Origin of the sequence: Microbispora sp. H10670 (assembly GCF_014161385.1) — a bacterium.
Classification (GTDB): Bacteria; Actinomycetota; Actinomycetes; order Streptosporangiales; family Streptosporangiaceae; genus Microbispora; species Microbispora triticiradicis.
Genome location: NZ_JABBWW010000019.1, coordinates 1 through 13,590, shown reverse-complemented (window position 1 = coordinate 13,590; position 13,590 = coordinate 1). Strand labels below are relative to the sequence as shown.

Genomic DNA, 13,590 nt, shown 5'->3' with positions numbered 1-13,590 from the left:
CGCGTCGGTGAAGATCGATACCGGTACCACCGCCTGGATGATCACAGCAACCGCACTGGTGCTGTTGATGACGCCCGGGCTCGCGTTCTTCTACGGGGGCATGACCAGGGCGAAGAGCGTCCTGAACATGATGATGATGTCGTTCGTCAGCATCATCACCGTCACCCTGACCTGGGTCCTGTACGGCCACTCGCTGGCCTTTGACGCCTTCGGTGACGGGGACAACGTCATCAACAAGCTCATCGGCGGCGGGGACGCCCTGGGTCTGCAGAGCCTCATCGACACGGCCACCAAGGACGACGGCACCGGCATGCCGAACCTGGTGTTCTCGGCCTTCCAGCTCACCTTCGCGATCATCACCGTCGCCCTCATCAGCGGCGCCATCGCCGACCGGGCCAAGTTCGGCGCGTGGGTGGTCTTCGGCATCGCCTGGGCGACGCTGGTCTACTTCCCGGTCGCGCACTGGGTCTGGGGCGGCGGCTGGCTGGCCGGTCTCGGTATCGAGGACTTCGCGGGCGGCACCGTCGTCCACGTGAACGCCGGAGCCGCGGGCCTCGCGCTCGCGTTCGTGCTCGGCAAGCGGACCGGCTGGCGCAAGGACCCCATGCGCCCGCACAACCTCACCCTGGTCCTGCTCGGCGTGGGCCTGCTGTGGTTCGGCTGGTTCGGCTTCAACGCGGGCTCCGAGCTCGCCGTCGACGGCACCGCCGGTCTCGCGTTCATGAACACCCAGGTCGCCACGGCCGCCGCCGCCGGCGCCTGGATCCTCGTGGAGAAGCTGCGCGACGGCCACTCCACCACCCTCGGCGTCGCCTCCGGCGCCGTCGCCGGTCTGGTCGCCATCACCCCCGCCTGTGGTTTCGTCGACCCGTGGGCGGCGCTCGTGCTCGGCCTCCTGGCCGGCGCGGTCTGCGCGTACGCCGTGGGCCTGAAGTACCGCTTCGGCTTCGACGACTCGCTCGACGTGGTCGGCGTCCACCTGGTCGGCGGCGCGATCGGCGCGGTCTCCCTCGGTCTCATCGCCCGCTACCCCTTCGCCGACGGCCAGAACCAGGGCCTCATCTACGGCGGCCCGATCTCGCAGCTCGGCGTCCAGGCGCTCGGCCCTGTCGCGGTGGGCCTCTACTCCTTCATCATGGCCTATGTGATCGGGAAGATCATCGACAAGACGATGGGCTTCCGGATCGAGCAGGAGGACGAGGTCACCGGCATCGACATCACCACCCACGCCGAGACCGGGTACGACCTCGGCACCGTCCACTCCTCGGGAGTGGCCTCCGTCAACGGGCCCGTTTCCGCGGCACAGGCGAAGAAGGTCGACGCATGAAACTCATCACCGCAGTCATCAAGCCGTTCAAACTGGACGACGTGAAGGCCGCCCTGGAGCAGTTCGGCATCAAGGGAATGACGGTCTCGGAGGCCAGCGGCTACGGCCGCCAGCGTGGCCACACCGAGGTCTACCGGGGCGCCGAGTACCAGGTCGACCTCGTGCCCAAGGTCCGGGTCGAGGTCCTGGCCGAGGAGGACGACGCCGAGGACGTCATCGACGTCATCGTCAAGGCGGCGCAGACCGGGAAGATCGGCGACGGCAAGGTCTGGTCGGTTCCCGTGGACACGGTCATCCGGGTCCGCACCGGGGAGCGCGGACCGGAGGCGCTGTAACCGGATGATGAGAGGGGAGGCGCGCTCGTTCGCCGCGACCCGCAAGGACCGGGCCGCGGACATCGACAGATGGCTCACCGATCTGTTCCGCACGGCGGCCACCCGGCCGTACGCGCGGGAGGAGGGATCGGGAGGGAAGGGCGGCCTCCCCGACGAGCGAGGCCCCGCCGCTCCCACCGGGATCAGCGGCGTGGCCCTGGTCGCGGTGGGCAGCCTGGGCCGGGGCGAACTCGCCCCCGGCAGCGACCTGGACCTCGTCCTGCTCCACAACGGCCGCGACGACGTGGCGAGGATCGCCGACCGCATCTGGTACCCCATCTGGGACTCGGGGATCGGTCTCGACCACTCCGTCCGCACCGTGGACGAGGCGGTGAAGGTCGCGAGGGAGGACCTCAAGGCCGTGCTCGGGCTGATCCAGGCGCGGCACGTGGTGGGCGATCCCGAACTGACCCGGTCCGCCCGGGAGGCGGTGCTCGTGGAGTGGCGGGCCGACTCCCGGCGCAGGCTGGCCGAGCTGCGGGCATCGGCGGACAAACGCGCCGAGACCGGCGGCGAGCTGGCCTTCCTCCTCGAACCCGACCTCAAGGACGCCAGGGGCGGCCTGCGTGACGTGCAGGCGATGCAGGCCGTGGCCGCCGCCTGGGTGGCCTCGGCCCCCGGCCCCCGCGTCCGCGAGGCGTACGAACTGCTGCTGGACATCAGGCACGGGCTGCACCTGGTCACCGCCCGGGGAACCGACCGCCTGGTGCTCCAAGAGCAGGACGCGGTCGCCGGGACGCTGGGCATGCTCGACGCCGAGGCGCTGATGCGCCGCCTGGCGGAGGCCGGCCGCACCATCTCCCACGCGTTCGACGCCACCTGGCGCACCGTCGACCGGCTGCTGACCGGTCCCGCGCCGCGCGGGCGGCGGCCGCTCGCGGACGGCGTCGTCGAACACGGCGGCGAGGTCGTGCTGGCCCGCGGCGTCACCCCGCGCTCCGACCCCACGCTCGTGCTGCGGGCGGCGGCGGCCGCCGCCGAGGCGGGGCTGCCGATGGCGCCGGCGACGGTCAACGCGCTCGCCGCCCAGTCGCCTCCGCTGCCCGTGCCGTGGCCCCCGGAGGCACGCGGCGCGCTGGTGGCGCTGCTCGGCGCGGGCCGCGCCGCCGTACCGGTCTGGGAGGAGCTCGACCAGGCCGGCGTGCTCGTCAAGCTGATCCCCGACTGGGAGCGCGTGCGGCACCGTCCCCAGCGCAACCCGGTCCACCGGTACACCGTGGACCGGCACCTCATCGAGACCGCGGCCGGAGCCGCCGCCTTCACCCGCGAGGTGTCCCGCCCGGACCTGCTGCTGATCTCGGCGCTGCTGCACGACATCGGCAAGGGCTGGCCGGGCGACCACTCGACCACCGGTGAGATCGTCGCCCGCGACATCGGCACCCGGATGGGCCTGCCGCAGGCGGACGTGGAGATCCTCGCCACAGTGGTGCGGCATCACCTGCTGCTGCCCGAGACCGCCACCCGGCGGGACCTCGACGACCCGGTGACCATCTCCAGGGTGGCCGAGGCGATCGGCTCCCGGGAGGTCCTCGAACTGCTGGCCGCGCTCGCCGTGGCCGACGGCACCGCGACCGGCCCGGCCGCGTGGAACTCCTGGAAGGCGTCCCTGGTCTCCGACCTGGTCAGACGGGTGAGGTCGGTGCTGTCCGGCACCCCGCCGGCGCCGGCGCCCGCGCTGTCGGCCGAGCAGGCGGCGCTCGCCCGGCACGGCGGCGGAGCGGTGCGGGTCAACGGCAGCGCGGTCACCGTGGTCGCGCCCGACCGGCCGGGCCTGCTGTGGCGGGCGGCCGGGGTGCTCGCGGCGCACCGGATGGCGGTGCGCGCCGCCTCCGCCGCGTCCGCCGGGTCGACCGCCGTGATCGAGTTCGTCGTCGTTCCCGAGTACGGCTCGCCGCCGGATCCGGCGACGCTGGAGGCCGATCTGCGCCTCGTCCTGGCCGGACGGCTCGACATCGAGCAGCGCCTGGCCCGGCGGGCGAGGTCCATGCGCCCTTCCCGGGTGCCGGTGGCGCCGCCGCGCGTCACGCTACTTGACGACGAGTCCAACACGGCGAGTGTGGTGGAGGTGAGAGCGCACGACAGGCCTGGTCTGCTGTGGCGTATCGGCCGTGCCTTCGGCGAGTGCGGACTTGACGTACGGGCCGCGCGTGTGGAGACTCTGGGCGCAGAAGCGGTGGATGTCTTCTATGTGGCGGATCGTACGGGCCGCCCCATTGTGGACGAACAGCAGCGGATCCAGGTGCGTGAGCACGTCCTCGCGGCCCTCAGGTGATAAGGGTCACGATCCTCACCTCTTGGTAACAATTGGGGCGCTGCGGCAGGGGTAGGGCCGCTCGCCTTGATGACCTTGTGGTCGAATTGTCCCCGCTTATATAGCTGTGTCACTTCATGCTGTCCAGACGCGTGAAGGCAGGCCGAACGATGGCGGGGCCGGTGAGCATGAAGCAGTCGAATACCGATAACCGCAGGCGGAGGAGCCCGTTCTCACCGCGCAACTGGAGGGTTCCCACACGCCTGACCGCGCTGATCCTCGCTCCGACGCTCGTGGCCGTGCTCCTCGCCGGCCTCCGCGTCGTGAGCTCGATGGACAGCCTGACCGCCTACCAGCGGACCAGGTCGGCGGCGGAGTACTCGGTGCACCTGCGGGACCTGGCCGAACAGCTCGCCCTCGAACGCGACCTGTTCGTCTGGGGAGGCAACAGCAGGCGCAAGTTCGACATCGACGGCCAGACCGAGCTGACCCGCGCCGACCAGCGCGCGGTGGTGGACCCCCTGGTGCAGCAGGTGAGGGCCGACCTCAAGAACGTCGACGCGGACTACGGCGCGCGGGCGGGGGAGCAGGCCCAGCAGCTCACGAGCCGCTTCGCCAGCCTCGCCGGCATCCGCGCCAACGGCGCGCCGGAGGACTACAGCGCGCTGATCGCCAACATCCTGCGCCTGCACGACGAGCTGGGCACGAGCGACGGCGCCCCCGAGATCGTGGGCGACGTCCGCGCCCTGGGCGGTCTCGCCCACGCCAAGGAGGAGGTGGCCCTGCAGCGGGCCGCCCTCACCCGCGAGTTCATGGAGCGCAACCAGACCTTCACCACCTTCGAGCTGCAGGACTTCCTGGCCGCCCAGTCGCGCCAGGCGAGCTACCTCGCGACGTTCTACTCGGAGGCCCCGCAGGCCGAGGCGACCCGCCTGGTGACCCTCTTCGCCGATCCGGGCGTCGTGAACGGCGAGCTGACCAAGTCGTGGGCGCTCAGGCTGGGCCTGCAGAACCAGTCGCTCAGCCGTTACCGCAGCAGGGACAACACGGCCCAGCGGTGGTTCCAGGACAGTACCAAGACCATCGAGCAGATGGCGGCCGTCGAGGGCCGCGTGTCGTCGCTGGTGCAGGACCGGACCCGCGACCTGCAGTCGGCCGAGCAGCGCAACGCCCTCATCGCCGGGGCCCTGATCCTCGCCCTCCTCGTCCTCGTGCTGGCCACCACGGCGCTCATCGCGCGCTCGATGGTCCGGCCGCTGCGCCGCCTGCGGGTGGAGGCGCTCGACATCGCCGGACGCAGGCTGCCCGAGATCGTACGGCGGATGCGCGAGTCGGACGACCCCGACCGGGAGTCGCAGGTGCAGCCGATCGCGGTCGGCAGCACCGACGAGATCGGTGAGGTCGCCCAGGCCTTCGACGAGGTCCACCTGCAGGCGGTACGGCTGGCCGCCGAGGAGTCGCGCCTGCGGGCCAACGTCAACTCGATGTTCGTGAACCTCTCGCGCCGCACCCAGACGCTGGTGGAGCGTCAGATCTCACTGATCGACGGCCTGGAGCGGGGCGAGGAGGACGGCCGGCGCCTCGCCGACCTGTTCAAGCTGGACCACCTCGCCACCCGCATGCGCCGCAACAGTGAGAACCTCCTGGTGCTCGCCGGCCACGAGCCGCCGCGCAAGCGCAGCCAGCCCGCCCGGCTGGTCGACGTGGTCCGCGCCTCGCTGTCGGAGGTCGAGGACTACGAACGGGTCGTCGTCCGGATTCCCCGCAGCATCGCCCTGGCCGGGCACGCCGCCAACGACGTCGTCCACCTCCTGGCCGAGCTCGTCGAGAACGCCATCGCCTTCTCGCCGCGCAACACCAAGGTCGTGGTCTCCAGCAGCCCGGTCGAGGGCGGGGCCGTGATGCTCGGGGTCACCGACGCCGGAATCGGCATGTCCGCCGAGGAACTGGCGGAGATCAACCGCCGCCTCGCCGAGCCGCCCACGATCGACGTGTCGGTGTCCCGCCGGATGGGCCTGTTCGTGGTCGGCCGCCTCGCGCTGCGCCACGGCATCCGGGTGCAGCTGCGCCGGGGTGACGGCGCGGGCATCATCGCGATGGTGCTGTTCCCCGCGCAGCTCATCTCCAACGCCGACCAGCCCCTCATGCCGCGTCCGTCGGTCCCGGTCGGGCAGACCGCGGCCGGGCTGCCGGCCCGGCAGGCGTTCGCCGAGCCCAACCCCACCGGCCAGGCGCCGGGAGCGGGCCCGTTCGAGCCGTGGAACCCCGGCAACGGCGCGGCCGGCGGCGTGGGATCGCGCCGCCCCCCGGTGGCCGGCGGCGCCGGGTCCGGCGGAAACGGCTCGGGTGGCTTCTCCGCGTTCGGCGCTCCGGTCAGGGAGGCGCCCGCGCCGCCCGAGCACCCGTACGGCGCGCCGGGTCCCGCCGAGGCGCCGCCGGCCGAGACCCCATACGCCGGAAACACGGCCACCGGTAATACGTACACGGGGAACTCGGGCCCGCAGCCGATGCCCGGAGCACCGGGAGGGTCTCCGGACGCGGACTCCCTCCGCCCGGCCTTCGGCGGGCAGGCGGGCGCGTCGTGGCCCCCGGCGTTCGGCACGCCGCTCGATGAGGAGCCCGCGCCCGGCCGGTCCGAATCCTCCTGGCCGTCGCTGCCCACCGGGCCGACCCCGCTCCCGCGGCGGGACGCGGCCACGCCGGCCGGCACGACCGGGCCGAACGCGTTCCCGCAGCCGCCGCAGAGCACGGGTGAGAACGCGCTCGCACCCTCTGCTTACAGCACCGGGCCGAACGCGTTCCCCCCGTCACCGCAGAGCACCGGGCCGAACGCTTTCCCGTCCTCGCCTCAGAGCACCGGGCCGAACGCGTTCCCCCCGTCACCGCAGAGCACCGGGCCGAACGCGGTCTCGCCGTCGCCGCAGAGCACGGGTCCGAACGCCTTCGCTCGGGAAAGCACGGGGGTGAGCGCTTTCACTCCGGCGCCGGGAGTCACGAGATCGCCGGGAGACACCGGGCCGACCGCCTTCCCGCCGCCGCCCGCCAGGGCGCGGGCCGGCGGCGCGGGGGACCTCGCGTCGGCGACCGGTCCGCTGCCGGAGGCGGAGGACTCGCCGCTGGAGCGCGGCGACGAGTTCCTGCCGATCTTCGCCTCGGTCGAGTCGGCCTGGTTCCGCCGTCCTTCCGACACCGGTCCCACCGCGGTCCCGCCCGCGGACGGGGAGACCGCGGCGGAGACCACAGGAGAGATCGCGAGAACCCCCCGGGCCGCAGCGGCCCCCGCACCGGCCCCCGGGCCGATGGACGGGCCGGCGGACGGACGGGCGAACGCCGCCGAGCAGTCCGGCGACACCGGCTTGTGGCGGTCGCGGGCCGACAGCGGTTTCCAGGCCGCGGCGAGCGTGCGCGACCCGTCGCTCGGCGGCGTCACCGCCGCCGGACTGCCCAAGCGCATGCCGAAGGCCAACCTGGTGCCCGGCTCGGTCGGCACGGAGAGCGCCGCGCCTCCGCGTCCGCCGGTCTCGGCCGAGGCGGTGCGCAACCGCCTTTCCAGCTTCCAGCAGGGTGTGCGGCGGGGCCGGGCCCAAGCGGCCGGCGGCCTCACCGAAGGGTCGGGTAAAGAGGAGGAGGGCTCGTGACTGAGCTGAGCGTGGAAGCACGCAGGTTCGACTGGCTGATCACCGACTTCGTCGGCACCACCCCTGGGGTGGCGCACGCGGTGGTGGTCTCGTCGGACGGCCTGCGGCTGGCCCAATCGGACGGCTTCCCCCCTGACCGAGCCGACCAGCTCGCGGCGGTCGCCGCCGGCCTGCTCAGCCTCACCGTCGGCGCCTCGCGGGTGTTCGAGGGAGGCTCGGTCACCCAGACCGTGGTCGAGATGCAGCGCGGCCTGCTGCTGGTCATGGCGATCAGCGACGGGTCCTGCCTGGCCGTGCTGGCCTCCCCGGACTGCGACATGGGTCTGGTGGCCTACCAGATGACCCTGCTCGTGGAACGGGCCGGACAGGTGCTCACCCCGGCGCTGCGCGCCGAGCTGCAGACATCGCGGCGATGACCATGGGAGTGAGGCATGCGCGATCGTGACGGGACAGAGGACGAACCTCTGTTCCGTCCGTACGCCGTCACCGGTGGGCGAGCCGAGCCGCGTTATCACCTGGCGATGGAAACGCTCGTATCATCGGTGGCCTTGAAGAGCAATGACTATTCCCTGCTCGGTCCGGAGCAGGAATCGATCATGATGCTGTGTCGTACCGTACGATCGGTCGCGGAGATCTCGGCGCTGCTCCGGGTCCCGCTCGGCGTGGCCCGTGTGCTCATCGCCGACATGGCCGACGAGGGTCTGGTCCGCCTGCACATGCCGCAGCTCAACCAGGGACAGCCAGACCTCAACCTGCTCGAAAGGGTGCTCAGTGGACTACGCAGGCTCTAGTCGTGGTCTTACCTCGACGAAGATCGTCGTGGCGGGTGGGTTCGGCGTCGGGAAGACGACCTTCGTCGGTGCCGTCTCCGAGATCCTTCCGCTGACGACCGAGGCCGTGATGACCGACGCCAGCGCCGGCATCGACGACCTGGGGCTCACGCCGAACAAGACGACCACGACGGTCGCGATGGACTTCGGCCGGCTCTCGCTCGACCAGGACCTCATTCTCTATCTGTTCGGCACTCCGGGGCAGCACCGCTTCTGGTTCATGTGGGACGACCTCGTCCGCGGTGCCATCGGGGCGGTCGTGCTCGTGGACAGCCGCAGGCTCGCCGACTGTTTCCCGGCCATCGACTACTTCGAGGAGGCCCAGCTTCCGTTCCTCGTCGCGATGAACGGCTGGGAGGGGCAGTTCCTCCACTCGGAGGACGAGGTCCGCGAGGCGCTGTCCCTGCCCCCGCACGTTCCGGTCGTCCGCACGGACGCCAGGTCGCGGGACGCCGTCAAGTCCACGCTCATCAGCCTGGTCGAGTACGTGCTCACGGTCCGGGCCGCCTACGGCAGGACGTACTGAGCGCGGTCCCGTGAGCCCTCGGGGAGAGGGCGGCGAGGGCGGTACCCCCGGGGGGTGCCGCCCTTCGTGGCGTCCGGCAGCGGCCGCGCCCGTCCGGGCCGCCCGCGTCACCGGATTCCCAGCCTTCTGCCTGTGGTTTCGTGAGATGGTGACCTAGCCGGAAGGGCAGAATCCGGTAATGAAGACGACCCGATATTTGCTCAAATAACATCATCTCCGTGCCTGTATAGGTTGTTTGTGCACGGGTGTTCGGTTGGCCTCCCTGGTGTCGGTGTGCTGCAATTACCCTCGCCTGCAGGACGTCTCCCGTGTCACGCCGACCACATCCGTGACGAGACACTCCCCCTGTGCGCACATACGGCGAGAGGTTGCGAAGCCTGTGAGGACACTAGACCCCCGGACCGACGAGAGCCCCGGGAACGGGGTTCCGGCTGAGCAGGAGCCCGACGAGGGAAGCCGTTTCCTCCTGCGTAACTGGCGGGTGCGTTCCCGGCTGGTGGCGCTGATCCTCATACCCACGCTGGCCGCACTGGTGCTCGGCGGGTTCCGCATCGTGACCTCGGTGGCCACGGCGGCGCAGTACCAGCAGACGAGCCAGCTGGCCCGGCTGGTGGACCGCGTCGCGAACCTCACCCACGAACTGCAGGCCGAGCGGGACCGGGCCGCGTGGAACGCCACGATCGGCCGCCCGGCCAAGGCGGCCGCCGCCGTCAAGGCGCAGACCATCCTCACGAACAAGGCGGCCACCGCCGTACGCGACCTGGCGAACGAGATCAGGACCGGCGTGAGCGACCGGGCCTCGGCCGAGATCGAGCACATCCTCGGCAAGCTCGACGGCGTGGAGTCGCTGCGCGGCCAGGCCGCGGAGGGGAACCTGCAGCCGCGGGCGGTGCTCGACCAGTACACCCTCGTCATCGACAACCTGCTGGCCCTGCAGGACGAACTGGCCAAGGGCACGGTCGACGACCGGCTCGGCGCGATGTCGGTCACCCTGGCCGCACTCGCCCGCGCGAAGGAGAGCGCCTCCCAGCAGCGCGGCCTGCTGTCCACGGTGCTGACCTCCGGCCGGTTCGAGCAGGCCCAGCTCCAGAGCTTCCTCGGCGCGATGTCCGCCCAGGAGAGCGAGCTGCGCGCGTTCCGCAAGAGCGCCACGCCGGAGGAACGGACCGACTACGACAACACGGTCTCCGGCGGCAGGGTCGACCAGGCGGAGTTCCTCCGGACGCTCGTGCTCGACCGGGCCAACTCGGGCTTCGACCTCAGGGGCCTCGACCAGTCCGTACGCGACGACACCCGTCTGTGGTTCGACGCGATCTCGCAGCCGATCAACCGGATGCGCACCGTCGAGGCCAAGCTGACGTCGGCGATCGTGGCCCGCGGCCAGTCGCTCAAGGACGACGAGCAGCAGCGGGCCGTCGTCATCGCCGTCGCCGTCGCGCTCCTGCTGATCGCGGTGCTGCTCGTCACCGCCGGCGTCGCCCGCTCGCTCGTACGCCCGCTGCGACGACTGCGCAGCGAGGCCCTGGAGGTCGCCGGGCAGCGCCTGCCCGACACCGTCCAGAAGCTGCGGGAGGCCGGTGACAACGCCCAGGTGCCGGCCATCGTCCCCATCGGCGTGGTCGGCCGTGACGAGATCGGCGAGGTGGCGCGGGCCTTCGACGAGGTCCACCGTGAGGCCATCCGCCTCGCGGGCGACGAGGCGCGCCTGCGCAGCAACGTCAACGCGATGTTCGTGAACCTGTCGCGGCGCACGCAGACCCTGGTGGAACGCCAGCTGTCCCTGATCGAGGGACTGGAGCAGGGCGAGCAGGACGAGGACCGGCTGGGCAACCTGTTCAAGCTCGACCACCTGGCCACCCGCATGCGCCGCAACAGTGAGAACCTGCTGGTCCTCGCCGGGCAGGAGGCCGCGCGCCGCTGGGGCCAGCCGGTGCCCATCGTCGACATCGTCCGCGCCTCCCTGTCGGAGGTCGAGAACTACGAGCGCGTCGACATCCAGGTGCAGCCCGGCGCGTCCATCGTCGGCCAGGCGGTCAACGACGTCGTCCACCTGGTGGCCGAGCTGGTCGAGAACGCCATCTCCTTCTCGCCGCGCGACACCAAGGTCACCGTGTCGAGCAACCGCATCGACGGCGGCGGCCTGATCATCTCCGTGAGCGACCTCGGCATCGGCATGACGCCCGAGGAACTGGCGGAGACGAACTACCGCCTGGCGAACCCGCCGGTGGTGGACGTGTCGGTGTCCCGCCGGATGGGCCTGTTCGTGGTCGGCCGCCTCGCGCTGCGCCACGGCGTCCGGGTGCAGTTGCGCCAGCAGGACAGCGGCGGCCTGACGGCCATGGTGCTGCTGCCCGAGTCGCTGCTGGCCCACGCCGGCCCGGCCTTCCCGGGAGTGCCGGGCATGCCCCAGCCGGAGCTGACCAGCCCGATGCCGGCCGTCGGGACCGGGCCGCAGTTCGGCGCCCCCGCGTTCGGCGAGCCCGCGTTCGGCGCGCCGGCCCTCGCCAGCCCGACCTCGTTCGACAACCCGCCGCGCACCCCCGTGTTCGGCGCGGACGCGCCAGGGGTCGGCGCCCCGGCCGCCGCCTCCTTCGAGCGCGGGCCCTTCGAGACCTTCCCGCGCGAGACGACCGGTTTCGACCCCGATCCGTTCTCGCGCAATCCGTTCGAGCCGCCGCAGCGGAACGCGGGCAACGACCCCTTCGCGCGCAACCCCTTCGAATCGGGCGGCTTCGAGCGCCCCGCGGAGCCGGATCCCTTCGCCCGCAACCCCTTCGACAGCGGGGGGTTCGGCCAGCCCGACCCGTTCGCCCGCAGCCCGTTCGAGTCCGGCCCCTTCGACCGGGCGGCCTTCGACAAGACGCCCCTCGACAAGGAGGCCCCCGACAGGGGCTTCGCCGACAGGACGCCGTTCGAGAAGACGCCGGCCGAGCGGGACCCGTTCGAGACCACGACCTTCGACTCCGGACCCTTCGACTCACGCGCGTTCGAGTCACGCCCGTTCGACTCGGGCGCGTTCGACGCGGGCTCGTTCGAGTCCAGTCCCTTCGACACCAACCCCTTCAACCGCGGCCGCGTGGGTGAGGCGCCCGTCGACACGCCCTGGCCCGGCCACCTGCCGCCGCCGGGGAGCGCCTCCTGGCCGGGAGGGCAGGAGGAGGGCGGCGCGGGCTGGCCCGGGTGGGCCGGACGCGGTTCCTTCGAAGGCGAGGACAACACCGGCCCGCTTCCGGTGGTGCGCAGCTCGCCGCTGGAGTCGGAGGAGGAGTACCTCCCCATCTTCGCCGCGGTCGAGTCGGACTGGTTCAAGAAGGCCGACGGCCCGGAGGAGAAGGACGACTCCGCCGAGGACGGCGCGGAGAGCAGGGCCTGGTCGTCCCCGGCCGACGTCGGCTGGCAGGCGGCCCAGGCGGCCAGTGAGCCGGCCCTCGGCGGAGTCACCTCGTCGGGTCTGCCCAAGCGGGTGCCCAAGGCCAACCTCGTGCCGGGTTCTGCCAACGCTCCCGCGCCCTCCGCGGAACCCGCCCCCGCGGCGGCGGCCACCCCGCCGCCACCCCCGCCCGTGCTCTCGCCCGAGCGGGTGCGCAGCAGGCTCTCCAGCTTCCAGCAGGGCGTACGGCAGGGCCGTGCGGTCGCGCGCGGGGAGGCCGGAGAGGACCAGGGATACCCCGGGGCGGCGTCCCTGGGCATGCCTGATGCCCAGGACAGTGAGAAGGAGGACTGATGAGGGAGATGAGTCAGGCCGCACGCGGCATCAACTGGTTGATCACGGACTTCGTGAACAACGTGCCCGGTGTGGCGCACACCGTGGTGGTGTCGGCCGACGGGTTGCCTCTGGCGTTCTCGGACGGATTTCCCAAGGATCGGGCGGATCAGCTGGCGGCGGTGGCCGCGGGGTTGATCAGTCTGACGCAGGGGGCGTCCCGGGTGTTCGAGGGCGGGCCCGTCACGCAGACCGTGGTGGAGATGCAGCGGGGTTTGTTGCTGATCATGTCGATCAGTGACGGGTCGTGTCTGGCGGTGCTGGCGGCGGCGGACTCCGATCTCGGTCTGGTGGCCTATCAGATGACGTTGCTGGTGGAGCGTGCGGGGCAGGTGCTGACCCCCGCGGTCCGGGCCGAGCTGCAGTCGTCCCACCCGAGGTGACCCGCCGTTCCGTGAGCTGAGAACCGCGGCGGAGGACAGATCGGGAAACGCGCCCCGGGAGCGGGGCGCACGGGGTGGCCACCGGGATTCCGGAGTGACAACAAGAACGTCAGGAGGACGTTGTGGCAGGCGGCGGCTGGAACAACGAGCCCTACCCGCCGGTGGCCGACGCCCACCGGCAGTACGGCGGTGCGACCCCCGTCCCGAGGCCGGCGCCGACGGAGCAGAGCTCCCTCGTCCGACCCTACGCGGTGACGGGAGGACGGACGACGCCACGCCTCCAGCTGGCGATGGAGGCACTCGTGTCCTCCGCCACCTCGATGCACCAGGACCTTTCCACGCTCACCCCGGAGCGCCAGGCGATCAGCACGCTGTGCCGTCAGGTGCGGTCGGTGGCGGAGGTGTCGGCGTTGCTGCGGATTCCGCTGGGTGTGGTTCGTGTGGTGATCGCGGACATGGCGGCGGAGGGGTTGGTGCATGTGCATCAGCCGCAGTTGG

At 71.7% G+C, this 13,590-nt stretch carries 10 protein-coding genes; all 10 read left to right on the top strand.

Annotated elements, in window-relative coordinates:
- Positions 1–37 precede the first annotated feature (37 nt).
- Complete coding sequence (locus tag HHX33_RS24080; RefSeq protein WP_220499591.1) at positions 38–1,327, top strand: ammonium transporter; 1,290 nt, start codon at positions 38–40, stop codon at positions 1,325–1,327.
- Positions 1,324–1,662 carry a P-II family nitrogen regulator gene (locus HHX33_RS24075; RefSeq protein WP_111699519.1) on the top strand — a complete coding sequence of 113 codons (339 nt, stop codon included), beginning with the start codon at positions 1,324–1,326 and terminating at the stop codon, positions 1,660–1,662. The genes HHX33_RS24080 and HHX33_RS24075 overlap by 4 nt, the downstream gene beginning before the upstream one ends.
- A 4-nt stretch (positions 1,663–1,666) precedes the next feature.
- Positions 1,667–3,973 carry a [protein-PII] uridylyltransferase gene (locus tag HHX33_RS24070; RefSeq protein WP_259402816.1) on the top strand — a complete coding sequence of 769 codons (2,307 nt, stop codon included), beginning with the start codon at positions 1,667–1,669 and terminating at the stop codon, positions 3,971–3,973.
- Positions 3,974–4,140: 167 nt separating this feature from the next.
- Complete coding sequence (locus tag HHX33_RS24065) at positions 4,141–7,590, top strand: nitrate- and nitrite sensing domain-containing protein (RefSeq protein WP_182876611.1); 3,450 nt, start codon at positions 4,141–4,143, stop codon at positions 7,588–7,590.
- Positions 7,587–8,006 (top strand): roadblock/LC7 domain-containing protein, encoded by a 420-nt coding sequence (locus tag HHX33_RS24060; RefSeq protein ID WP_111699517.1) that lies wholly within the window; start codon positions 7,587–7,589, stop codon positions 8,004–8,006. The genes HHX33_RS24065 and HHX33_RS24060 overlap by 4 nt, the downstream gene beginning before the upstream one ends.
- 15 nt (positions 8,007–8,021) lie before the next feature.
- Positions 8,022–8,381, top strand: coding sequence for a DUF742 domain-containing protein (locus tag HHX33_RS24055; RefSeq protein ID WP_111699516.1), 360 nt, complete (start codon positions 8,022–8,024; stop codon positions 8,379–8,381).
- Positions 8,362–8,946: a GTP-binding protein gene (locus HHX33_RS24050; RefSeq protein ID WP_111699515.1), complete on the top strand. Its 585-nt coding sequence runs from the start codon at positions 8,362–8,364 to the stop codon at positions 8,944–8,946. The genes HHX33_RS24055 and HHX33_RS24050 overlap by 20 nt, the downstream gene beginning before the upstream one ends.
- Before the next feature lie 379 nt (positions 8,947–9,325).
- On the top strand, positions 9,326–12,670 hold the full coding sequence (locus HHX33_RS24045) for a nitrate- and nitrite sensing domain-containing protein (protein WP_182876610.1): 3,345 nt from the start codon (positions 9,326–9,328) through the stop codon (positions 12,668–12,670).
- A gap of 8 nt (positions 12,671–12,678) precedes the next feature.
- Entirely contained in the window at positions 12,679–13,092 is a 414-nt protein-coding gene (locus tag HHX33_RS24040) for a roadblock/LC7 domain-containing protein (RefSeq protein WP_204288658.1), read from the top strand.
- A 122-nt stretch (positions 13,093–13,214) separates the two neighbouring features.
- The coding region (locus HHX33_RS24035) for a DUF742 domain-containing protein (RefSeq protein WP_182876609.1) at positions 13,215–13,590 on the top strand (376 nt) is incomplete at its 3' end.